Below are 22,513 nucleotides of genomic sequence, written 5' to 3'. Positions count from 1 at the left end.
CGCCAAAGCTAGAAAACATGACTCAGTAGCAATATATAAACAACAAAAAATCCCACTGGAATTTCCAGTGGGATTAATTTTATTAACGAGAATAGAATTCTACGATTAATGATTCGTTGATTTCAGCAGGAAGTTCTGCACGCTCAGGAAGACGAGTGTAAGTTCCTTCTAGCTTTTCAGCGTCAAATGATAAGTAGTCAGGTACAAAGTTGTTAACTTCTACTGATTCCTTAACAGCTGATAGGTTTTGAGACTTTTCACGAAGTGCAATAGTTTGTCCAGGCTTTACGCGGTATGAAGGAATATCAACGCGTCCACCATCAACTAGGATGTGACCATGGTTTACTAATTGACGAGCTCCACGACGAGTACGAGCTAAACCAAGACGGTAAACTAGGTTATCTAAACGAGATTCTAAAAGAATCATGAAGTTTTCACCGTAGATTCCAGTCATTTTGTTAGCAGCATCAAATGTGCGACGGAATTGACGCTCATTTACTCCGTACATGTGACGAAGCTTTTGCTTCTCTTGTAATTGTAAACCGTATTCTGAAAGCTTCTTACGTTGGTTTGGACCATGTTGTCCTGGAGCGTAAGGACGCTTTTCTAATTCTTTACCAGTACCACTTAATGAAACACCAAGACGACGAGATAATTTCCAACTTGGACCTGTATAACGAGCCATAATATGACTCCTCCTTTTGTGTTTTTATTTTGCATAAAATAAAAACCGTAGCAGCATTGATTTACGTTCATTTTATTACATTGTTATATCCTCGCTCCAGCAGCAGGGAGTTACACGATACACCACATGTCTAAAAGATGATGGGAGAATAATTTCTACACATTACCCTAGAATGGGAATAAAATGATTCATAAATTGCCTACTTAGGCTGCAGTATTTTACACAAAAGCAATTATATTCTTTTAAATGAGCAATGTCAACAAGTCTATAATAAACTACATTATTTTAAGAATAAATTTCCCAATTATTTCATACCACATTGAAATATTAATGCTATAATAATAGAAGTGTCTATTCGGATTATACAGGTGATGAGAGATGAATATTAATAAGCATCATTTCCAACAATTAAAAGGTGAATTATTTGATCTTTTATTTAATGGACAAGCTATCGAACGACAAACATTCTATAGAAGACTACTAGAGTTAATTCAACACCATTATTCGGCTCAACATGTGTCTTTTTACTCCCTAGATTCCTTCAGCAAGAGATTGATCAAAGTAAACTCAACTAGCCTAGACCAGGTGAGCAAAGCTGATGATTACATACATGTCTTTTCCTCACAAACGGATACCCTCGAAGAAGGTAAAGTTAAGATTATATCTACTGACAATCAGCAAATTGTATTTATACCTCTACGCAATAAAGATAGGAAACTGAATTTACTATCACTTACATTATTAACAGGTCATCACACGCCAGCAGAAGTGAGCTGGGATGGATTGGTATGTTTCCTTTCAGATTATATCAATAAGTTTGATGAATTTATGGATCTTACGGATGAACATAGACGATATGAACAATTATATCGTGTTACCTCTAAATTCCATTCCTCCATGAATATGGATGCTGTTCTTAAAGAGGTTATAGAAACATTGAGAGAAGTGTATCCTCATTTTAGCTACTATTTGCTTTTATCTCAGGACTATAATCATCTAAATGATTTACCTATTAAAGAAATACAATATGATGAAGCAAATTTGGCAGTTACACAAGCTTACGTTACAGGAGAAATTCAATTAGAAGATAACATTTCAGATCGAACATCTGTATTATATGCGCCACTAAAAGGTAAGCAAGGCGTTTATGGAGTGTTACAAATTATAACTCCAAATACGCTTTTATTTCCTCAAGAAGAAATCAATTTTGTGAAACTTCTTGCAAATACAGCAGGAAGTGCGCTTGAAAACGCTAAGCTCTATCATCAATCTAATCGTTTAGTTGCGGATCTACAGCTGATCAATGAGACCTCACACCAGCTAAATTCAAACTTACGTTTATCGGAAGCAATGAACTATATGTCAAAACAGATTATTAAGTCTTTTTTGGCAGATGAAGTAGGGTTTATCCTGTTTAAGCAACACGGGATTTATGAAACACTTCCTGGGAGTACTTCGTTCTTTAGGGAGGATCAAGGGCATTTACAAGTTGTGAGAGATATTCATTCAAAAATAAACGCAGAGCATGAGTCTATTTTTATTGGTAATTTACCTTTAGATCATCTCATTGCTTTCCGTTCTTTAATGGCTGTGCCGATGGTTCAAGGTAACGAACTACTTGGAGTAGCAATCGTATTAGACAAGGAGCCTTACGCATTTTCATTTGAGACGTTCAAGTTACTACAGTCTCTTATACACCATTCAACGCTTGCTCTTACAAACTCTATGCTGCGAGAAGAACTTGAAAAACTAGTAATAACAGATCATCTCACAAAGTTACATTCGAGAAACTATCTAAATGAGATGATTGCAAAGTCTATGAAAACTGATGCATTTGGTAGCTTTATATTAATAGACCTAGATAACTTTAAGTTGGTCAATGATCAGTATGGCCACCAGGTTGGGGATAACGTATTAAAGCAAGTGGCTGAAATAATTAAGGATAACATTCGGGAGTTTGATGTTGGTGCTAGATGGGGTGGCGAGGAGCTTGCGATCTATCTTCCCAGAGTCGAACTACCTTCTGGGATCGCAGTTGCAGAACGATTAGTTCAAAGAGTAGAAGAATTAACGGAGCCAAAGGTTACAATTTCCTGTGGAGTGGGACATTGGCGAAAAGGGCAAGAAGATACACCATTTAGATTGTTTAAGCGAGCCGATGAAGCATTATACAAGGCAAAGGGAACAGGTAAAAACAAAGTAAATGTCCAAGAACAGGATTAGATAAATGCCTTAAAGAGGAGATTATAATGGAGTTACAAACAAAAAGATTAAAACTAGTTCCTTGTACTGAGTCTCTTGTATCAACGATTTCAAATGAAGACTTTGAAATGGGTCCACATATACAATTCCACATAGAAGAGCTTAGAAAGGATCCTTCTCTGATTGGCTGGGGGGTATGGCTAGTTATTGAGAAAGAGACAATCCGTATAATTGGAGATATTGGATTTAAGGGTAAGCCTAATGGAAACCATGCTGTTGAAGTTGGGTATGGAATGATACCTACTGCACAAGGTAATGGTTATGCTACGGAAGCTGTTAGAGAACTCATTACTTGGGCTTTTTCACATGAAAGTGTTGATGAAGTTATAGCCGAGTGCGATGAAAGTAACTTATCATCAATTAGAGTATTAGAAAAGCTGAATATGAAGAGGATCAATCAAGAGGCTAACATGTTAAAGTGGCAATTGATTAAATAAAACACGTTGACGAGTTTAAACAGGCTCGTCTTTTTTTGTGGAAACTAAAAAAATAAGTGCCGAGTGCTAATCCTTCCTTCTTCCAAAAGAAAGTGTTATAGCATAGTGAAACGGAAATGAAAAATAGGGTTTTATTTTTAGAAAGAGCTATTTATTAGTTAGGATTTACAAAAAAATACAAATTACAACTATAAATGACAAAAAGTAAGCGTTTTCAAATTTGGTTTTTTCACATATTATAGTATGTAGGAGGCGGGAATATGGGGAAAAATCATAAGTTTGAAACGAATGCTGTTCATGGTAACTATCAATCAAAACAGTTTTTAGGTAGCTTAACTCCACCTTTATTTCAAACATCTACATTTACCTTTAATACAGCTGAACAAGGAGAAGGTAGATTTTCAGGAAATGAAGAAGGAATGATTTATTCACGACTGGGTAACCCGACTGTTCAATTATTAGAAGACAAGATGGCAATTCTTGAGGGCGCTGAGAAAGGTTTGGCGTTTGGATCAGGTATGGCCGCTGTATCTTCCGTGTTATTACATTATGTAGAGCAAGGCAGTCATGTTCTATGTTCAAAGGGGATATATGGCTGTACGTTTGGTTTATTAAAATGGCTAGAGGAGAAGCTTCAAATCACTTTTGATTTACTAGATATGAATACGATTGAGGAAATAGAGGAAAAAATCTCAGATAAAACAGCATGCATTTTCCTTGAAACACCTATTAATCCAACGATGGAAGTGATCGACCTTTCAAAAGTGGTGAGTGCGGCTAAAAAACATAATATACCGGTTATTGTTGATAACACTTTTCTGTCACCCTATTTACAAAGACCATTAGAGTGGGGCTGTGATTTAGTGGTGCACAGTGCGACTAAGTATATTGGTGGCCATGGTGACGTGGTTGGTGGAATCGTGGTCGGTAAAGCAGAAGTCATCAACGAAATTGCGATGCATGTTCGAAAGGATATTGGTGGAATTATGTCGCCATTTGATGCATGGCTACTTCTTCGAGGACTTAAGACCCTGCCAGTCAGAATGGAACGTCATTGTGATAATGCTGAGAAAATAGTAGAGAAATTGAAGCTTCATAAAAAGGTTGACAAGCTGATTTATCCATTACTTACAACAAATATTAGTGAAGGACAGATGAGTAGAGCAGGTGGCGTTATTTCGTTTACTATTCATGGTGAGAAAGAAGACGCACAAAAACTACTAAATAATTTGCACTTAATTAAGGTGGCGGTGAGCCTTGGTGACACTGAGACTCTAATCCAGCATCCAGCAACGATGACTCATGCAATTGTGCCAGAGGAACAAAGGCTTATGATGGGAATTACTAATCAACTGGTTAGGCTGTCAGTCGGTTTAGAAGCGTGGGAAGATATTTGGGAAGACTTGAATCAGGCTCTAAATAAGTTATAGTTTAAAAATATGCTTATAAATAAGAAAAGGAGTCGATGTTACGACTCCTTTTCTTATTAAATGGCTGTTTTCGTATAGATTGTTGCTCAGCGTAAAAATCCCAAAAGCCGGAATTTTACCTTAGTATCAAGATCTTACTATACATAAAGAGAGTTGCTCTTTTCTAATCTATATTCAATTTGCTTATAAAACAGGTTGTTTAGCCAAACTAAATGTCACGAAAGCAACAAAGTTTTAGAAAAGAGCCTATTAAATAAATGGGATCAGAACCTCAACAAACTTTTCTAACGATTTTTGATCAGTCTCGTCGAAGCGGTCCTTTTTCGGACTGTCTATATCTAGTACTCCTATTACTTTTCCATTCTTAATTAATGGAACAACGATTTCCGATTGTGAAGCTGCATCACAAGCAATATGACCAGGGAATGCATGTACATCTGCAATTCGTTGTGTCTCCTTTGTTGCAGCGGCAGTTCCGCAAACTCCTTTACCAAAAGGGATCCTAACACAAGCAGGAAGACCTTGAAATGGTCCAAGAATTAGTTCATCCTCACCGTCAGTTACATAGAAACCAACCCAATTTACATCTGATAAAAATTGATTTAACAAAGCAGAGGCATTTGCTAAATTTGCAACAACATTACTCTCACCTTCTAATAGTGCTTGAAGCTGCTTAATCACAAGATCGTAATTCTTTTCTTTTGTTTCCTTGTATTGTTCGACTTTAAACACGGAAATCCCCCTTTTTTTGATACTAATTGTTTAATACTATAGCAAAATACAATAGAATAAGCACGAATTTGTCGATGAAAACATAAAGGGTTCCACCCAAATAGCAAGAAGGTATTATATTAGAGCCTGTTTAAAAACTAAGGGGAAATAGCCATTGAAGAAATTCTATAGCTAATTTCACATAACTTTTGAACATCCTCTATAAGACGAGAATTCATGGAGTGATCAATTTGAGTCAACCTAAGCCTTCATCTAAAGAAAAAGTCGTGCAAGCGTCAATTGGATTATTCAACACGAAAGGTTTTAATGGAACCTCGATTAGAGATATAGCTGAAAAAGCCGATGTTAATATTGCTATTGTTTCATACTATTTTAAAAATAAAAAAGGATTGTTAGAGCATCTCATATCTTTATATTTAGATCAGTATATTCGTGTGATAGAAGAAGTGCTTGAACAGCATGAATCTTTATCTGCTAAAGAAAGACTTGTTTTTTTAACTAGAACTTTGCTTAGATTTCAAGCGGAAAATAGACATCTAGCAAGGTTTGTCTACAGAGAGATGACGCTAGACAACGTCTTAATTCGAGAAGTCATGGCAACCTATTTAGCAAAAGAAAAGTATTATTTTAAACAATTATTTGAAGACGGGATCCGTTCAAAGGAATTTCGTAAGCTTGCCATTCCATCTGTACTTGCCCAATTCAAAGGGATGCTTACCATGCCTGTGCTTCAGCCTCAGTATTTTACAGAGGTGTTGCATATCATTCCTCATGATGAATATTTCTTTAAGCAGTATAGCAAAGAAATGGAGAACTGGATTGAATTCTCCATTTGTCAGGTGACGATGCCGGAATTAAAAATTGCTCACTTTTAATCGTTACTTAATCTATCCGTCGAATTTCAACCCATCCTAAAGAGAAGTGGGAGAAGTAAAGGGAGCGTGTGGATATAAGTAGTCAATTCCTTGGTGTAGATCCTTGACTTGGTGGGCATCTGATCCATATACAAGCGGAATTGATAGTGTTATTGCCTCTTTGATTACCCAATGAGGAGGGTAAGGCTCTTTGCAAAGGGGCTTATTTATTCCTGCTCCATTATAATCAAGCTGTAGTTGTTTTTCTTTCATGTTAACCAGTATTTCTCGTATTTCCTGTTCGAAGCTGTGTTGAACAGGAAATTTTTTTTGAAACTTATGAGCAAGTGTAAGGTGACCGATTCTTTTTGGTTTGAACAAGCCTAAATCTGAATGAATCGACTTCAAAACAGTTTCATAATAGGACTTATAAATATGTTCAACACTTCCAAAAATCGTAATCATTTCCCCAAATGCATCTGGGCTATAATCCATACAATAATAGCTAGTATCCTTCTTAAGGAAATGGACAGATAAAATACTATCATCTATTAAAGGTCCGTATTTTAATAGAAAAGAGCGAATCTCATCCTCGTATCCCTCAATATAATCAACCTCTAATCCTCTGTTAATCTTTATTTGATTGGAATATCTCTCTTTTAATTGTGTAATCGTCTCGAAATATGAATCCAGGTGCTCTAGTCTCATCGAACTATCTTTTAGTGGAGTAGGGTCATTAAAGTTTATAGGAAGTGGAGCGTGCTCTGTAAATGATATTTCTTTAAAGCCTAGACCTATTGCTTTTTCTATATAATGTTCAAAAGAATCCTTCGTTCCATGAGGGCAAAATGGTGTGTGAATGTGACCGTCAGCAATCAAAGTTCATTCCTCCACGTTCAAAATGTAAAAATTTTAAAAAATTTGGTCAAAAATTGTCGTTTACATGGTATCATAAAAGCATTGAAAATTCATTTACAATTAAAATATAAATATAGTTCTATCTTTTTTTAGCTAATCTGAAAATGTAGGAAATAAAGTAGTGTAACTTTACTTTTCCAATTAGATAAAGAGATGGTGAACATTAGCAGAGGAAAGGGGCTTATTATGGAATTCATCATCGTTGCAATCCTTTTATTGGTCATCTTTTTCATATATGGCATGCTCGTTAGAAAGAAAGTTTATAAAGATGTCGATCGTTTAGAGGCGTGGAAGATTGATATAATGAACAGACCTGTAACAGATGAGATGTCGTTAATGAAGGGTCTTAATATGGTCGGACAAACTGAGCAGCTGTTTGAAAAATGGCGTACTGAATGGGATGAAATCATCACAACTGAGCTACCTAATGTAGAGGAAGCACTGTTTGATATCGAAGAATATGCCGATAAATATCGAATTCGTAAAGCTAAGCTTTTAGTGAAAGAAATTAATGATCAGCTTCAGGGAATAGAAGACACAATAAAATCAATACTATCGGAACTACAAGAATTAGTAGGTAGTGAAGAAAATAATAAAGTTGAGATTGAAGAATTAAAGCAAGATTATCGAGATTTAAAAAGAAAGATCTTAGCTCACAGTAATTCATTTGGAAAAGCAGAGGTAAAGCTTGAGCTGATGCTAGAGGGAATTGTCGTACAATTTGAATCATTTTATGAAAAGATGGACAATGGTGACATACTTTTGGCAAAAGAACTTGTTCAGTCCATAAAAGACCAGATTGATCATATTAAATTGTTAATAGAAGAATTACCTGCACTTCTTAAGGATTGTTCTTTAACGATTCCAAACCAAATTGATGAATTGTTACAAGGTGTAAAAGAGATGACGGAGGAAGGGTTTGTGTTAAATCACCTTCAAGTGGAAAAAGAAGTTTCATCCATGAAGGGAAAACTCACAGAGTATCTCATTTATATTGAAAATGCAGATATTGAGCCCGTGAAAGCAGGCTTAATTGAACTTCAAGAACAGATTGAAGGATTTTATGATCAGCTTGAAAAAGAAGTCATTTCAAAGCATTTTGTTCAGCAACAGGTGACACCTATACATGTTGACCTGAGCCAACTGAATGATGAAACGAAGGAAACGAAGATAGAAGCAGAGCAAGTGCAGCTCAGCTATAAGCTACTTGATAAAGATCTCGAAATGCAAAAGGATATTGAAACACAAATCAATACATTGCTTAAAAGGTTCACGAATGTTAAAGGCTCTATTGAAGAACAGGATATTGCTTATTCGGTCATTCAAAGTGAACTAGAGGATATTAAAGGACAAATTGATACCTTAAAGCAATCTCATCAAGAATTTGTAGATATGCTACAGACTCTTAGAAAAGACGAGATGTATGTAAAAGAAAAGCTCGGAGAAATGAGAAAAATGCTTCTGGATTCAAAACGCCTTGTTCAGAAGAGTAATCTTCCAGGTTTACCAGAGGGTTATCTCTTTGAAATAAAGGAGTGTAACAACCAGGTAGTAATGGTGGCGGAAAAGCTACAGGAAAAACCTCTTCATGTTCCGGCACTAACTTCTTTATTGGAGCAGGCCCTAGCTAAAGTAGAACTATTGTCTTCAAAAACTGAGGAGATGGTTGAACAGGCATTTTTAGTAGAGCAGGTCATTCAGTACGGAAATAGATATAGAGGTAGGTCCCTTCATATGGCTGAAAAGCTTGCAGAGGCAGAGCTAGCATTCCGCAATTTTGAGTATCCTCGTGCGCTGGAAGAAGCGGCAACAGCTTTGGAAAGAGTAGAACCAGGTGCTTTAAAGAAAGTACAAAATTTAATTGAAAACAATTAACATGTAAGACTATCTGAGGCTGTCTCGGATAGTCTTTTGTTTGTGGTTTAGGAAATTAAAAATAATCATTTGTTGATAACTGGGGACAGTACATTTAAATCTAGCTCCAGCGCCCAGCCAAGATGAAATTGCGATGATCTTTGCAATTTCATCCTACCTCGAGGGAAAAAGAAAAAACACTTTTTCCTTGGTCAAATAACCCTAGAAGAAGAAAAGGAAAGTTCCCCTTTTCTTCTTCTAGGAACATTTGCTTGTCGGGGCTTAACGGGGCGCTTGCGCCTTTTGTTCTAAAGAGTTCAACAATGTTCGTATGGTTACTGAAGGAAGAAACTACCTGTGTAATGATCCTATACCGTTAACAGTTCAGTTTTTGATAATGTTAGAAATATGATAAGATATATATTTGCATCGGTGTTTAAAAAGGGGAGAATATCAATGATTTATTTAGATAATAGTGCAACCACAAGGCCTTACGAGGAAGTAATTGATGCTTACGTAAAGGTTGCTACCCATTACTTTGGAAATCCTTCATCAGTTCATGCACTTGGCAGTGAAGCTGAGCGTTTATTATATCAATCAAGAGAAGTTATTAGTAAGCTTTTATCCATACATCCTAGTGAAATCATTTTTACATCAGGTGGAACAGAAGGTAACAATATTGCCATTAAAGGTACCGCCTTAAAATATAAAAATCGTGGCAAACATATTATCACGACAGCTGTAGAACATGCTTCCATTCAGGAAGGTCTAAAACAATTAGAGAAACATGGGTTTGAAGTTACTTTCTTACCTGTTAATAAAGCTGGAGCAGTGGCGGTTCAACAAGTTAAGGATGCAATAAGACCTGATACCATATTAGTTACGATGATTCATGTCAATAATGAGGTTGGAACGATCCAGCCTATTCAAGAAATTGGTGAACTATTAAAGCAATATCCCAAAATCCTTTTTCATGTAGATGATGTTCAAGGGATGGGAAAGGTCCCATTAAGTATAGTGGATAGTGGTATTGACCTACTTACCATCTCTGGTCATAAATTCCACAGCGTAAAAGGTACGGGAATGCTATACGTAAGACAAGGTGTTAAGCTAGAGCCGTTATTTACAGGCGGCTCACAAGAAAATCAGTTGCGTGCCGGAACCGAGAATGTTCCAGGCATTGTCGCAATGACCAAGGCGTTAAGAATGACCCTAGAAAATCAACAGGAGAAGATGGAGCATTTAACAAAGCTAAGAAACCATTTAACTGGCTTTTTAAATAGATTTCCGGAATTTGTGATTAACACACCTCTTGAAGGAGCTTCACCACATATTGTGAACTTTTCAATTCCTGGATTAAAACCGGAAGTAGTCGTTCATGCATTAGAGGATTACAAAATCTATGTCTCAACAAAGTCTGCATGTTCATCTAAACAAACAAGTGCTAGTCGAATCCTATTAGAAATGGGCATGCCAAACTCTGTAGCAAAATATGCCATTCGAGTTAGCTTATCAACTCAGAGTACATTGGAGGAGATCCAAGCATTCTGTAGTGCTATAGAGACAATTATCAAACAAAATAAAGTGATAAAGAGGTAGTTACATGTTATATGATCAAATACTCATTCGTTATGGTGAAATTACAACTAAAAGTAAGAATCGCCAAAAATTTATTGATGCATTAAAAGAAAACGTTCTTCATCGATTAAAGGACTTTCCAAAAATTAGAATAGAAAAAACGAGAGATCGTATGTTTATTAAACTTAATGGAGAAAATCATTTCGCCATTATGGATCAGTTGGAGACTGTATTTGGTATCCATTCATATAGTCTTGCTTTAAGAACAGCCACAGATCTTGAAGAGATGAAATCGGGAGCACTTTATGCCTTTCACGAAGCAAAGGGACAAGGACATAAGACTTTTAAAGTTAATGTAAAGCGTTCTTATAAGCAGTTCCCACTTGACACACAACAGCTGAACTTTGAAATTGGTGGTCACCTATTAGATCATACAGATGATGTTACTGTGGATGTTCGGAACCCTGAAATCGAAGTCAGAATCGAGGTAAGAGAAGGTGATACATATATCTCTTCTTATACTCGTAAAGGGGCAGGAGGTTTACCAGTAGGATCAAGTGGGAAAGCATTGCTACTTTTATCGGGTGGTATTGATAGTCCTGTTGCTGGTTATTTAACGATGAAAAGAGGGGTGGCACTAGAAGCTATTCATTTCCACAGTCCCCCTTATACGAATGATCGTGCTAAGCAAAAAGTGTTGGATTTAGCGGGCAAGTTGACTTCATATTCTAAAAAGGTTAAAGTACATCTTGTTCCATTTACAGATATTCAAACTATGATACAAAAGCAAATCCCAAGTAATTACTCAATGACGGTTATGAGAAGAATGATGTTGAGAATTGCAGAGCAAATTGCCGAAAGAAATGAAATCCTTGCTCTTGCAACAGGGGAAAGCTTAGGTCAAGTCGCGAGTCAAACCCTTGCTAGTATGAATACAATTAACGAAGTAACCAACATTCCTATCATAAGACCTGTTATAACAATGGATAAGCTTGAAATCATTGAGCTATCGAAAAAAATTAATACGTATGATATTTCAATTCGACCTTTTGAGGATTGTTGTACAATTTTTACTCCAGCCTCACCTGCTACAAAGCCAAAACGTGAAAAAGCTAATCGATTTGAAAGCTTTTATGACTTTTCACCATTAATTGAAGACGCGATTAATCGTACAGAAGTAGTTGAAATAACAGAGCAAACTGTCCAATCAGACTCCAAGTTTGAAGATTTATTTTAAATAACTAATAATTACCAGTAAACTTTTCGAATGAAACCATGTGATTTATCACACTCTATAATCACAAGGAGGTGATACACATGGCAAACAACAACAGTAATAACTCAAACCAACTTCTAGTACCTGGAGTTCAACAAGCTCTTGACCAAATGAAGTATGAGATTGCTAACGAGTTTGGTGTAAACCTTGGAGCTGATACAACTTCTCGTGCTAACGGTTCTGTTGGAGGAGAAATCACTAAGCGTTTAGTATCTATGGCTGAACAACAACTTGGTGGTGGATTCCGTCAATAATTTTAACTAAATAGAAATGGCTACAGGGCGGGTTTTTCCCGCCCTTTTATTTTTGTATTAAATTTTATTTTAATAAATTGAAACTTCGCAACTACTCTTCTAATTCTATATCCTACTATTGTTTTATTCTAAATAATCCCAAAATTTGATATAATTACATTATAGTCAAAGGAGGGGTTTGATGAATCGAGAACAGCTATTAGCACCTGAAACTTACAATATTACAGCAGAAGTAGAAAAATTTTCCTGTGATCCTCAAAGGGTTGCATTAAAATGGGAGAATCAAGATGGTCTTACACAAGAAGTTACATACCTTGAGCTAATGGAACGGGCAAACCAATTTGGAAACGCTTTATTAAATCATGGACTCCAAAAGGGAGATTCTATTTTGGTCATTGTACCTAGATTAATTGAGGCTTATGAAATATATCTAGCTGCTTTAAAGAGCGGGATGATCGTGATACCAGGCTCAGAAATGCTTCGAAAGAAAGATATTGAATACAGACTACATCACGGAGAAGTAAAAGCTGTTATTTGCTATCATGAGTTTACAGAGCAATTTACTGAAATCGATACGACGAACATCTCCTTATTTACTGTTGGAGAAAGAGTAGACAATTGGCTAGATTTAGAAGATCTTGCCAATCAGCATAATAAGCAGTTAGAAACAGCGTTAACAAAAAGTGAAGATATGGCTTTTCTTTCCTATACCTCTGGTACAACAGGAAATCCAAAAGGTGTTGTACATACTCATGGTTGGGGATTTGCACACCTAAGAACATCAGCATCTAATTGGCTTGATATTCATGATGGTGACGTTGTATGGGCGACAGCGGGACCGGGATGGCAGAAGTGGGTTTGGAGTCCATTTTTGGCTACTCTAGGCTCTGGGGCAACAGGATTCATCTATAATGGCAAATTTGATCCAGAAAGATACTTAGAGCTGCTTGGTAAATATTCAGTAAATGTCTTATGTTGCACACCGACCGAATATAGACTTATGGCAAAGGTTGACGGCCTTGATCGGTATACGCTGCCACATCTTCATAGTGCGGTATCTGCTGGCGAACCTTTAAATAGAGAAGTAATTGATACATTTAGAAAATACTTTAAAGTGGACGTAAGAGATGGGTATGGGCAGACAGAGAATACACTCTTAGTGGGTGTATTAAAGGGAATGGAATTGAAGCCAGGTTCAATGGGTAAGCCCACACCAGGAAATACAGTGGCAATAATTAATGAAGATGGAAAACCAGTTTTACCTGGAGAAACAGGTGATATTGCCGTACATATTGAAACTCCCGCCCTATTTAAAAAATACTATAAAGATCCGGAAAGAACTGCCAAACAGTTCAGAGGTGAGTATTATTTAACAGGAGATCAAGCTAGGCTAGATGAGGATGGTTATTTTTGGTTTGAGGGTAGATCAGATGATATTATCATTAGCTCTGGTTATACAATTGGCCCCTTTGAGGTAGAGGATGCACTAGTCAAGCACCCTCTTGTAAAGGAATGTGCGGTAGTTGCGAGTCCTGATGATACAAGAGGTAGTATTGTAAAGGCTTATGTCGTGTTAAAAGACCATGTAGATAAAAATCAAGAGGGATTAATAAGAGAACTTCAAGAGCATGTTAAAGCTCAGACAGCACCATATAAGTATCCAAGGAGAATAGAGTTTATAGAAGACCTTCCAAAGACTTCTTCAGGAAAAATTAGAAGAATCGAGCTACGACAGCTTGAAAAACAGTTAAGCTAATTGTGAGCAGCCATAGGCTGCTCTCTTCTTTAAACTAAATTATTAATAAGTGGATATGAAATAGTGGTAGTATTGTGTCCAACATGGAAATGGTCGAAGAAATCAGCAGTGAAGGAATCAAGCATGGTGCCGCAGTTAATTCGTGGGACAACTAGGGGGGAGTAAATGTTTTGGGTTGTAGTAGTAATTGGTGTAATATCAGTTTTGGTGTTTGGGTATTTGATGGATAGAAGAACTGACCGATATAAAACACTCAGTGATAAAAAGGTAAAGGAAGGCATTGAATCGATTAAAGATGACACTCAGAAACATAACCCTACGAATATTAACCATAATGGCCCATTTTAAGATGATTTTTCACTCAAGCTAATAGGATCGAATGAAGGCATTTTAATGGGAAAAGCCTAAATTGGAAGTTGATTAAGTTAAGCACAAATTTAAAACGCATGGATCCTTCCTCTGATCCATGCGTTTCTGCATACTAAACGATAAAGAAAATAAAAGCTCAACCTATTCTTCAGCTGCTAAAAAAGTTCTCTTTACCTTTTCCCAGTAAGAGTTGTCTTTTAATTTAACGGTTTTAATTCGTTTATCGGTTAATTGAATGACAATTTGTTCAACATGGCTTATTCCTAGGGCTTCATTATCCATTCCAATAATTGGATAATCATTCCCGTCTTGGATAACCTTTAATAGTAACGTTCTATTACCACTTAAAATAAATGAAGAGCCTAACGTTCGGTAACGGTTATTATTTAAGGATGCTAGCTCACTCACTTGTAAACAAGGCAGCATAGGATCGACAACTGCTCCACCAACTGACTTATTATAGCCCGTACTTCCAGTCGGGGTAGCAACAATCATTCCGTCTCCTCTAAACGTTTCAAAATGGAGGTCATCTATATACACATCCATTGCAAATGTCTTAATGATAGCTGATCTGATTGATAATTCGTTTAGACAGTAAAAAGAGATTGTATCATCAATTGAAGCTGATAAGACAGGGTATCGTCTCACCTCTATCCCCTCTGTAGTCATTGCCTCGACCATCTTTTCTTTTTCATCAATGTAGAAATCACAATATAAACTTAATGAACTATGAGTTGTAATACCAGCGTACAGGCAATCATCACGGAAGCCCGTTTTTCGGACAGCTTGTAAAAAGGTTCCGTCCCCTCCGCCAATACTAATGATAATGTTAGCCTCCTGATCATTGGTTACAACATTAAAGCCATGACTCTTTGCGATTTCTTCAAACTCTTTGACATGGATGATTAGTTCAGGTTCTTTTTTATAGAAAAAATAAAGATTTTTACGTAATTTCATAGATTTTACCTCCATATTATGTAAGAATGAACTTTGTTACTAGCTAAGAAGTGATGACCATATTATGATTATAGTGTATCAAAATCATGAATCGTATGAAAACTAGTGTTAGTTTGTCGTTAGGAGGACGTTTTAATGAATAGTAAACGATGGATTGCCCTTGGAATTGCGGTGGGGTTATTTATATTTTCAGCCATTGTGAATGTAGCCACATCGTTAGCATTTGGGAATTTTTCCACATTTTCAGAGGATTTATTTCCGACCGATGAGGAATTTGTAGAGACGGTTTTAGAAGAAGGTGACTCACTCGATAAGGTTGTTGTACTCGATGTAAATGGAGCTATCATGGATTCTGGTGATGTCTCATCCATTTTCCAAGCACCTGGCTATGATCATCGTGCATTTTTAAGAATGCTTGATCAAGCTTCCGAGGATCGCTCTATTAAAGGTATTCTTATTAGAGTCAACTCACCAGGCGGTGGGGTAGTAGAGAGTGCTGAAATTCACGATCGGATTACAGAAATACAGGAAGAAACGAAAAAACCAGTATACATATCTATGGGAAGTATGGCGGCTTCAGGCGGGTACTATATAGCCGCTCCAGCAAATAAGATTTATGCAAGTCCAGAAACCCTAACAGGTTCACTAGGTGTGATCTTCCAAAGCTTAAATTATAGTGGCTTAGCAGAAAAATACGGTGTTAAATTAGAAACAGTTAAGAGTGGTCCTTATAAGGATATTATGAATCCTGCACGAGATATGACAGAGGACGAACGTGAAATATTACAATCTATGATTAATAATTCGTACAGCGGGTTTGTCAAGGTCATTTCAGAAGGAAGAGAGATTCCCGAGGACAGAGTTCGTGAAATTGCTGATGGGCGAATCTATGATGGAAGACAAGCGCTTGAATTAGATTTAATTGATGAATTTGGCTATTGGGAGGATGCAATTGAAGGTCTAAAGACAGATCATGACCTTGGAGATGTTAGTGTAATCCAATACGAATCAGCTTATGGATTCTCCTCTATCCTTACAATGGGGGTTCAAAAGATGGTTTCTAGTGATCTTGAAATGACAAGTCTTATGAAGCTTCTAAGCCAGCCTAATGCTCCTAGACCCATGTATTTGTATCAGGAATAGGAGGATGAAAAATGGATACTCAAATCAATTCTGAAGAAACCTTAGAAGAAACGAATCAAATCGTTACAGTGTCTAAAAAGATTTATTATGCAGGATTTTGGATTAGATTTTGGGCGTATTTGCTTGACTTAATCATTGTTTCTAGCATCAATCACCTGTTAATCTATCCGGTCTTTCGTTATTTTGAGTTCTCCACTATGAAGGAAAATATGTTTACACCCATTGCGATCCTTACTGCGTTAACACTATATATTTATTTTGTGTTGATGACCAAATTCTTTAAACAAACACTAGGGAAAATGGTATTTGGTTTAAAGGTTGTAGATATTGAATCTAAACCCTTAAGTTGGTCAACAGTGATATTCAGGGAGGTAATTGGTAAATTTATTTCCAAGACAATCTTCTTTGTGGGATTCATCGTTATAGCCTTTACACCAAGAAATCAAGGAGTACATGATCTGTTTTCTGATACTAGTGTAATCCTTGAACGATATAGTGAAAAATAACTCGCAACCTATCTATTTTTAGATAGGTTTTTTATTTTTCTGTAAGTATTGTTAAGAGATTTAGTGTACGCGAGCTAACACTCGAGGTCATTCTTGTTGGGTAAAAAAACGGAGCGCATGTACTTTTTGTTCCACACTCTGTTAAGTACCTTGTTCAAAAGACTAGTAAAAACCTTACCAAAAAAAGGTTTAATTACTCAAAATAAGGGTGATACTGTTAAGCGAGTGAGGTGATATGAATGATCTGGTACTTTATTCTTTCGGGCATCCTTATGCTATTATTCTTTATCTTTATTTCGGAACTTCATATAAAAATTGATTATGTACATGCACAGGATAATGATCAGCTTTCTATCATGCTCCGCTTGTGGTTTTTTAGATTTACCATTAAAGTACCATTAATAAAGGTTGATAAAGATTCAAATAGCGTGGTATTTGAGCAAGAGATACAGACCGGGAGTCCAACTGGGCAACCGCAAGAAAAACCAAAAGATGTAACTTCAAATGAGCTGGTAAATGGTTTTAAGAACATCAAAGAGATCATTGAACATGTAGTTGGTTTACATAAAATTGTTAGAGCCTTTCTAAAGAAAGTCACTGTTCATAAACTAGAGTGGCATTCTAATCTGGGTTTAGGTGATGCAGCTTTGACTGGGATGTTAGTGGGAGCAGGCTGGACGATAAAAGGCAGTATTATCGGGGTTTTAAGTCAATATATGATATTAAAAACTTCTCCTACTGTAACAATAACGCCATTTTTCCAGCAAACTTTTTCACATACGAAACTATCATGTATGCTTTCATTTAGAATCGGGAATGCTATTTTAGCAGGATTGAGAATCGTGAAATACTGGAAGGGAGGGCTTCCCTCTTTTGCGGGTGGACCTTCGTTTCTCAAATCAAAGAACAGTGAAAAATCAATTTAATAAATGGGAGGAATCTATATATGGCTGAGCATCCTATTCAAGGCTTAATGACAACTGCAATGCAAAGTTTAAAACAAATGATTGATGTAAACACCATTATTGGAGATCCAGTTGAAACACCTGATGGGAGTGTCATCCTAACGGTATCCAAGGTTGGGTTTGGTTTCGCAGCTGGTGGAAGTGAGTTTCAGATAGATAGTGGTTCAAAGAAAGAAGGACAAGAGTCTGCTCCGAAGCTTCCGTTTGGTGGAGGTAGCGGTGGCGGTGTGTCGATAACACCAATCGCGTTTCTAATTGTTAATGCATCTGGTGTTAAAATGCTTCACCTTGATGAAAGTACACATCTATATGAAAAGATCCTTGAAGCAGCACCACAAGCAGTTGAAAAGATTCAACAGATGTTTAGTAAAAATAACAACAACAATAATCAACAAAGCGGACAAAATCAAAATCAAAATCAAAACAACGGACAAGGCCAAAATCAACAAAAACAAACCTTGGACTTCTAACAAAAGGTTAACCGTTTAGGTTAACTTTTTTTATTTAATGCATTGTGTCTTCTAGTTTATGGTGTTAATAGCTTCAGCGTTTTTGAAATATCTATAAAAACTCAGGCAGCAATTTATTTGCAATAGCATGATGATGTAGGTAGAATGGGAATGAATCTTATATCAAAGTTTGGGAGGAATTATAATGGCGTCTATTACGTTTAAAGGCAATCCAATAACACTGTTAGGTAACGAAGTAAAAATTGGTGATCAGGCTCCTGATTTTACTGTTTTAGCAAATGATCTAACTCCTGTTTCTCTTTCTGACTCTAAAGGTTCAGTAAGATTAATCAGTGTCGTTCCATCCCTTGATACAGGTGTGTGTGATGCACAAACACGTCGTTTTAACGAAGAAGCCTCAGGTTTAGACAATGTAAAAGTTCTAACAATTAGTGCTGATTTGCCATTTGCGCAAAAACGTTGGTGCGGAGCAAATGGAATTGATAATGTTCAGACGCTATCAGATCATCGTGATTTTTCTTTTGCAGAGGCATATGGTGTACATATGAAAGAGCTACGATTATTAGCAAGAGCCATTTTTGTTGTTGACAGCAATGATATAATTACGTACGTTGAGTATGTTAGTGAAGGAACAACCCACCCAAATTATGATGAAGCAATTGAAGCAGCTAAGGCAGTGAAATAATAGATTTTACATACATGAAATTTTCCAACGCCTCGAAAGTTCGAGGCGTTTTTCAATCATATAAAAAACATATGGGAAAATGAGGAGGAACAGATTGTGACAATGACGACAATGGAAAGTTGGTTTACGAAGGTGGACCAAACAGCCAGCTTAATACAGGAGGAATTAGAAGTTTCTTATTTAGAAGCCGTTTATCTAACTGGTGTTAACCTGTTTGAAGGGGTTATTTTACAAGAGGAAATCTTACATAATGAAGTTTTGTCAAAGCGACTTAAGAAAGAATATGAGTCTTTTGACCTCGCTCATATGTCAAAGGAAGAGCTTCGTAAGGGCTATCAATTAGCTATATTGAAGGGAATGAAGGAAGCGACACAAGCACACCATCAAATGACCCCAGACGCAGTAAGTCTGTTTGTTAGTTACTTAGTTTCCAAAATGACATCTGGCAAGAAGGTTCTATCTATTTTAGATCCAGCTGTAGGCACAGCCAACCTCTTAACAGCTTTATTTAATCATTTACCTGGAAAAGAAGTAACAGGTTTTGGGATTGAAGTTGATGATCTATTAGTAAAACTTGCGTTAAGTAATGCTAATCTACAAGAGCATCAAATTGAATTCTTTAATCAGGATGCTTTAGCTGACCTGTTTATTGATCCTGTGGATTTAGTGGTTTGTGACCTACCAGTAGGTTACTATCCAGACGATATTAATTCCCAAAAGTTTCAGTTGAAATCCAACAGTGGTCACTCATTAGCACACCATTTATTTATCGAACAGAGTTTTAGATATACAAAGCCCGGCGGAAACCTTATATTTCTTGTGCCTAATTCCATGTTTGAAGGGGACCAAGCGAAAGCATTACATGATTTTATAAAAGAGCATGGTGTAATCCAAGGACTACTTCAGTTACCAACAACTATGTTTAAGAAGAAGGAGCACGCCAAGAGTATTTTTATCCTACAGAAAAAGGGGCCGGATGTAAAACTACCTAAGCAAGCTTTACTTGCAGAACTTCCGACATTTTCTAACAAACAAGCAATGGAAGGCATGATTCAACGAATTGATCAGTGGTTTGCAACTGAATTCGAAGGACAAGTTTAGGATGATAGAAAGGAAAACTCCTTTTTGGGCGTTTAAAAGAACGTAACATAGAAGAACATATAAGTATTGAATTGGAGTCAGGTTTACTATGACTCCCTTCAGTGTGTGGAAAGAGCAAGAAGGAGCTGTTACATATGTCAAAGATTATTGCCATTAATGCTGGAAGTTCATCCTTAAAATTCCAGCTGTTTGATATGCCTAGTGAGAAGGTAGTAACGAAAGGGCTTGTTGAAAGAATTGGATTAGATCAATCTGTATTTACAATTGTAGCCAATGGAGAAAAAATAAAAGAAATGACGGATTTGCCGGACCATTCTGTAGCGGTAAAGCTACTTCTGTCAAAGCTTACCAAGCTTCATATTATTGAAAGTTTAAATGAAATCGATGGGATTGGACACAGGGTAGTGCATGGCGGTGAGAAATTTACTGATAGTGTGATCCTAACAGAATCTGTGATTCAAGAAATTGAAGAGCTAGCAGAGCTTGCTCCTCTCCATAATCCAGCCAATGTAGTAGGGATTAGGGCCTTTAACGAAGTGTTACCGAATGTACCTGCAGTTGCTGTATTTGACACGGCGTTTCATCAGAGCATGCCTGAAAAATCATTTCTCTATAGCCTTCCTTATGAGTATTACGAGAAATTTGGGATTCGTAAATATGGCTTTCACGGTACGTCACATAAGTACGTTTCAGGGAGAGCAGCAGAGCTCTTAGGAAGACCTATTGAACAGCTACGGTTAATTTCATGTCATCTAGGAAACGGTGCAAGTATAGCAGCAATTGAAGGTGGAAAATCCATTGATACATCTATGGGGTTTACTCCTTTAGCTGGTGTGGCAATGGGAACTCGTTCTGGGAATATTGATCCAGCGTTAATTCCGTTTATTATGGAAAAAACGGGTAAAACTGCAGATGAAGTTCTTCAAATCTTAAATAACAAAAGTGGGATTTTGGGCGTATCGGGATTCTCAAGTGATTTAAGAGATATTGAAAAGTCTGCTTCAGAGGGTAATGAGCGTGCTGAATTAGCACTAGAAGTTTTTGCAGGCAGGATTCATAAATATATTGGATCCTATGCAGCAAGGATGTCAGGTGTGGATGCTATTATTTTTACAGCTGGCATTGGTGAAAATAGTGATGTCATTAGGGCAAAGGTAATGAATGGACTAGAATTTATGGGAATTTACTGGGATCCAACCTTAAATCAGGTCCGTGGGGAAGAAGCTTTTATTAGTTATCCACATTCACCAGTAAAGGTAATGGTCATTCCTACAAATGAGGAAGTTATGATAGCTAGAGATGTATCAAGACTAGCCGACCTCTAAAATGGTACAAAGGAGAGGCTCAAATTATGAGTGTAGAAGAGCATAAAGCAGAAGCTCCGAAAAGTGTTAGCTGTAAGATTATAACTGTTAGTGATACGAGAACGAAAGAAACAGATAAAAGCGGGAAAGCAATCATTGATTACTTAGAACGAGCCAATCATAAAGTAACAAACTATGTAATTGTTAAGGACGAACCATCCGAAATTGAGAGTGAGATCTTAAATGGATTTGAAGATCCAGACATTGATGTAGTTCTTACAAATGGAGGAACTGGTATTTCTAAGCGAGATATTACCATTGAGACCGTCCAAGAACTTATTGAAAAAGAGATTGTTGGATTTGGTGAATTGTTTAGAATGCTAAGTTATACGGAGGATATCGGGTCTGCTGCTATTATGTCTAGAGCTATTGCAGGTGTTACCGGTACAACTGCTGTTTTCTCTATGCCAGGTTCAACCGGAGCGGTGAAGTTAGCTATGGAAAAGTTGATTATTCCAGAGCTACCCCATGTGTTAAGAGAGATAAGGAAGTAGAAAAGAAGCATCGTCTAATGTTGGACGATGCTTTTGTTGCGTTTACATATGAACTTTCGTTGAAACATCTTGATTGGTTCGATACCATAGCCATAGATCATTAATGATGGAGGCTAAGTCTGAGATTTCAGAGTTAAGTCTACAAGACCTGGGAAAATCACCTTCGTTATCAAGTTCTGATTGTTTATGATTAATTTCATTTTCTAGTTCTGCAATTCGGTCTGGAATACGCCCCCGAATCTTTTCCCATGTTACCAAGATTTCCTGCTGTTCTTCATGAGTATAAACATCCCATGATTTTTGAAGATCAGGAATTGAAATTCCAAGACGCTCATTAAACGAAAAAAAGTTATCCATCACACATTCCCCCAACAATCTATACCTTCATTGTACACAATTTTTTATTTTGTTTCTAACCTCACC

The 22,513-nt window shown here is 36.8% G+C and carries 23 protein-coding genes; 18 read left to right on the top strand and 5 right to left on the bottom strand.

The genetic code is table 11. The annotated features are described in order from the left end of the window. Positions 1–82: 82 nt before the first annotated feature. On the bottom strand, positions 83–685 hold the full coding sequence (rpsD, locus tag G4D63_RS09340) for a 30S ribosomal protein S4 (RefSeq protein WP_163179351.1): 603 nt from the start codon (positions 683–685) through the stop codon (positions 83–85). A 378-nt stretch (positions 686–1,063) separates the two neighbouring features. On the opposite strand from rpsD, the gene G4D63_RS09335 reads away from it, so the two are divergent. The 3 genes from G4D63_RS09335 to megL all read left to right on the top strand — a co-directional run bounded on the left by G4D63_RS09335 (position 1,064) and on the right by megL (position 4,814). Then, entirely contained in the window at positions 1,064–2,908 is a 1,845-nt protein-coding gene (locus G4D63_RS09335; RefSeq protein ID WP_239585900.1) for a diguanylate cyclase domain-containing protein, read from the top strand. A gap of 26 nt (positions 2,909–2,934) precedes the next feature. Continuing rightward, positions 2,935–3,384, top strand: a complete 450-nt coding sequence (locus tag G4D63_RS09330; protein WP_163179350.1) for a GNAT family N-acetyltransferase — start codon at positions 2,935–2,937, stop codon at positions 3,382–3,384. 260 nt (positions 3,385–3,644) lie between these two features. Continuing rightward, a complete protein-coding gene (megL, locus tag G4D63_RS09325; RefSeq protein ID WP_163179349.1) occupies positions 3,645–4,814 on the top strand; it encodes a methionine gamma-lyase in 1,170 nt (389 codons plus the stop codon). Positions 4,815–5,063: 249 nt separating this feature from the next. Here the strand turns inward: megL and G4D63_RS09320 are convergent, their stop codons facing one another. After that, positions 5,064–5,546: a GAF domain-containing protein gene (locus G4D63_RS09320; RefSeq protein ID WP_163179348.1), complete on the bottom strand. Its 483-nt coding sequence runs from the start codon at positions 5,544–5,546 to the stop codon at positions 5,064–5,066. A gap of 224 nt (positions 5,547–5,770) precedes the next feature. On the opposite strand from G4D63_RS09320, the gene refZ reads away from it, so the two are divergent. Then, positions 5,771–6,421: a forespore capture DNA-binding protein RefZ gene (gene refZ, locus G4D63_RS09315; protein ID WP_420837812.1), complete on the top strand. Its 651-nt coding sequence runs from the start codon at positions 5,771–5,773 to the stop codon at positions 6,419–6,421. A 36-nt stretch (positions 6,422–6,457) separates the two neighbouring features. Here refZ and hisJ read toward each other — a convergent pair whose 3' ends face one another. Next, positions 6,458–7,279: a histidinol-phosphatase HisJ gene (gene hisJ, locus G4D63_RS09310; RefSeq protein WP_163179346.1), complete on the bottom strand. Its 822-nt coding sequence runs from the start codon at positions 7,277–7,279 to the stop codon at positions 6,458–6,460. Positions 7,280–7,504: 225 nt separating this feature from the next. Here hisJ and ezrA point away from each other — a divergent pair, with 225 nt between their 5' ends. From ezrA to G4D63_RS09280, 6 genes are all read left to right on the top strand, one after another. Continuing rightward, complete coding sequence (ezrA, locus tag G4D63_RS09305) at positions 7,505–9,193, top strand: septation ring formation regulator EzrA (protein ID WP_163179345.1); 1,689 nt, start codon at positions 7,505–7,507, stop codon at positions 9,191–9,193. Between the two features lie 435 nt (positions 9,194–9,628). Beyond that, positions 9,629–10,771, top strand: coding sequence for a cysteine desulfurase family protein (locus G4D63_RS09300; RefSeq protein WP_163179344.1), 1,143 nt, complete (start codon positions 9,629–9,631; stop codon positions 10,769–10,771). A gap of 4 nt (positions 10,772–10,775) precedes the next feature. Further along, entirely contained in the window at positions 10,776–11,987 is a 1,212-nt protein-coding gene (gene thiI, locus G4D63_RS09295; RefSeq protein ID WP_163179343.1) for a tRNA uracil 4-sulfurtransferase ThiI, read from the top strand. A gap of 80 nt (positions 11,988–12,067) precedes the next feature. Further along, positions 12,068–12,280 (top strand): alpha/beta-type small acid-soluble spore protein, encoded by a 213-nt coding sequence (locus G4D63_RS09290; RefSeq protein ID WP_163179342.1) that lies wholly within the window; start codon positions 12,068–12,070, stop codon positions 12,278–12,280. Positions 12,281–12,461: 181 nt separating this feature from the next. Beyond that, positions 12,462–14,036 (top strand): acyl-CoA synthetase MbcS, encoded by a 1,575-nt coding sequence (gene mbcS / locus G4D63_RS09285; protein WP_163179341.1) that lies wholly within the window; start codon positions 12,462–12,464, stop codon positions 14,034–14,036. Between the two features lie 165 nt (positions 14,037–14,201). Beyond that, positions 14,202–14,384: a hypothetical protein gene (locus tag G4D63_RS09280; RefSeq protein ID WP_163179340.1), complete on the top strand. Its 183-nt coding sequence runs from the start codon at positions 14,202–14,204 to the stop codon at positions 14,382–14,384. Positions 14,385–14,546: 162 nt separating this feature from the next. Here G4D63_RS09280 and G4D63_RS09275 read toward each other — a convergent pair whose 3' ends face one another. Next, positions 14,547–15,362, bottom strand: a complete 816-nt coding sequence (locus G4D63_RS09275; protein ID WP_163179339.1) for an NAD kinase — start codon at positions 15,360–15,362, stop codon at positions 14,547–14,549. A gap of 135 nt (positions 15,363–15,497) precedes the next feature. On the opposite strand from G4D63_RS09275, the gene sppA reads away from it, so the two are divergent. The 8 genes from sppA (at position 15,498) to G4D63_RS09235 (ending at position 22,090) form a co-directional block, all read left to right on the top strand. After that, complete coding sequence (gene sppA, locus G4D63_RS09270; protein ID WP_163179338.1) at positions 15,498–16,505, top strand: signal peptide peptidase SppA; 1,008 nt, start codon at positions 15,498–15,500, stop codon at positions 16,503–16,505. 11 nt (positions 16,506–16,516) lie between these two features. Then, positions 16,517–17,011, top strand: coding sequence for an RDD family protein (locus G4D63_RS09265; RefSeq protein ID WP_163179337.1), 495 nt, complete (start codon positions 16,517–16,519; stop codon positions 17,009–17,011). 239 nt (positions 17,012–17,250) lie between these two features. Next, the gene (locus G4D63_RS09260) at positions 17,251–17,937 is read left to right on the top strand and encodes a DUF2953 domain-containing protein (protein WP_163179336.1); all 687 of its coding nucleotides are present in this window, start codon (positions 17,251–17,253) and stop codon (positions 17,935–17,937) included. 20 nt (positions 17,938–17,957) lie between these two features. Further along, on the top strand, positions 17,958–18,446 hold the full coding sequence (gene ytfJ / locus G4D63_RS09255) for a GerW family sporulation protein (RefSeq protein WP_163179335.1): 489 nt from the start codon (positions 17,958–17,960) through the stop codon (positions 18,444–18,446). A 184-nt stretch (positions 18,447–18,630) separates the two neighbouring features. Beyond that, complete coding sequence (gene tpx / locus G4D63_RS09250) at positions 18,631–19,131, top strand: thiol peroxidase (RefSeq protein ID WP_163179334.1); 501 nt, start codon at positions 18,631–18,633, stop codon at positions 19,129–19,131. A gap of 111 nt (positions 19,132–19,242) precedes the next feature. Next, positions 19,243–20,232, top strand: coding sequence for a class I SAM-dependent methyltransferase (locus tag G4D63_RS09245; RefSeq protein ID WP_163179497.1), 990 nt, complete (start codon positions 19,243–19,245; stop codon positions 20,230–20,232). 134 nt (positions 20,233–20,366) lie between these two features. Continuing rightward, positions 20,367–21,557 (top strand): acetate kinase, encoded by a 1,191-nt coding sequence (locus tag G4D63_RS09240; RefSeq protein WP_163179333.1) that lies wholly within the window; start codon positions 20,367–20,369, stop codon positions 21,555–21,557. 26 nt (positions 21,558–21,583) lie between these two features. Beyond that, positions 21,584–22,090 (top strand): MogA/MoaB family molybdenum cofactor biosynthesis protein, encoded by a 507-nt coding sequence (locus G4D63_RS09235; RefSeq protein WP_163179332.1) that lies wholly within the window; start codon positions 21,584–21,586, stop codon positions 22,088–22,090. Positions 22,091–22,132: 42 nt separating this feature from the next. On the opposite strand, the gene G4D63_RS09230 is transcribed toward G4D63_RS09235, so the two are convergent. Next, the gene (locus G4D63_RS09230; RefSeq protein WP_163179331.1) at positions 22,133–22,447 is read right to left on the bottom strand and encodes a hypothetical protein; all 315 of its coding nucleotides are present in this window, start codon (positions 22,445–22,447) and stop codon (positions 22,133–22,135) included. Positions 22,448–22,513: the final 66 nt, after the last annotated feature.

Origin of the sequence: Bacillus mesophilus, assembly GCF_011008845.1 — a bacterium.
In the GTDB taxonomy this organism is placed as follows: Bacteria; Bacillota; Bacilli; order Bacillales; family SA4; genus Bacillus_BS; species Bacillus_BS mesophilus.
The sequence above is the reverse complement of the archived record's forward strand: the minus strand, read 5'-3'. Positions and strand labels throughout refer to the sequence as shown.

What these genes read in the sequence shown, in the direction of transcription:
- rpsD (WP_163179351.1), bottom strand. Translation starts at nt 685, where the DNA reads ATGGCTCGTTATACAGGTCCAAGTTGGAAATTATCTCGTCGTCTTGGT.
- G4D63_RS09335 (WP_239585900.1), top strand. Translation starts at nt 1,064, where the DNA reads ATGAATATTAATAAGCATCATTTCCAACAATTAAAAGGTGAATTATTT.
- G4D63_RS09330 (WP_163179350.1), top strand. Translation starts at nt 2,935, where the DNA reads ATGGAGTTACAAACAAAAAGATTAAAACTAGTTCCTTGTACTGAGTCT.
- megL (WP_163179349.1), top strand. Translation starts at nt 3,645, where the DNA reads ATGGGGAAAAATCATAAGTTTGAAACGAATGCTGTTCATGGTAACTAT.
- ezrA (WP_163179345.1), top strand. Translation starts at nt 7,505, where the DNA reads ATGGAATTCATCATCGTTGCAATCCTTTTATTGGTCATCTTTTTCATA.
- G4D63_RS09300 (WP_163179344.1), top strand. Translation starts at nt 9,629, where the DNA reads ATGATTTATTTAGATAATAGTGCAACCACAAGGCCTTACGAGGAAGTA.
- thiI (WP_163179343.1), top strand. Translation starts at nt 10,776, where the DNA reads ATGTTATATGATCAAATACTCATTCGTTATGGTGAAATTACAACTAAA.
- G4D63_RS09290 (WP_163179342.1), top strand. Translation starts at nt 12,068, where the DNA reads ATGGCAAACAACAACAGTAATAACTCAAACCAACTTCTAGTACCTGGA.
- mbcS (WP_163179341.1), top strand. Translation starts at nt 12,462, where the DNA reads ATGAATCGAGAACAGCTATTAGCACCTGAAACTTACAATATTACAGCA.
- G4D63_RS09280 (WP_163179340.1), top strand. Translation starts at nt 14,202, where the DNA reads ATGTTTTGGGTTGTAGTAGTAATTGGTGTAATATCAGTTTTGGTGTTT.
- G4D63_RS09275 (WP_163179339.1), bottom strand. Translation starts at nt 15,362, where the DNA reads ATGAAATTACGTAAAAATCTTTATTTTTTCTATAAAAAAGAACCTGAA.
- sppA (WP_163179338.1), top strand. Translation starts at nt 15,498, where the DNA reads ATGAATAGTAAACGATGGATTGCCCTTGGAATTGCGGTGGGGTTATTT.
- G4D63_RS09265 (WP_163179337.1), top strand. Translation starts at nt 16,517, where the DNA reads ATGGATACTCAAATCAATTCTGAAGAAACCTTAGAAGAAACGAATCAA.
- G4D63_RS09260 (WP_163179336.1), top strand. Translation starts at nt 17,251, where the DNA reads ATGATCTGGTACTTTATTCTTTCGGGCATCCTTATGCTATTATTCTTT.
- ytfJ (WP_163179335.1), top strand. Translation starts at nt 17,958, where the DNA reads ATGGCTGAGCATCCTATTCAAGGCTTAATGACAACTGCAATGCAAAGT.
- tpx (WP_163179334.1), top strand. Translation starts at nt 18,631, where the DNA reads ATGGCGTCTATTACGTTTAAAGGCAATCCAATAACACTGTTAGGTAAC.
- G4D63_RS09245 (WP_163179497.1), top strand. Translation starts at nt 19,243, where the DNA reads ATGGAAAGTTGGTTTACGAAGGTGGACCAAACAGCCAGCTTAATACAG.
- G4D63_RS09240 (WP_163179333.1), top strand. Translation starts at nt 20,367, where the DNA reads ATGTCAAAGATTATTGCCATTAATGCTGGAAGTTCATCCTTAAAATTC.
- G4D63_RS09235 (WP_163179332.1), top strand. Translation starts at nt 21,584, where the DNA reads ATGAGTGTAGAAGAGCATAAAGCAGAAGCTCCGAAAAGTGTTAGCTGT.
- G4D63_RS09230 (WP_163179331.1), bottom strand. Translation starts at nt 22,447, where the DNA reads ATGGATAACTTTTTTTCGTTTAATGAGCGTCTTGGAATTTCAATTCCT.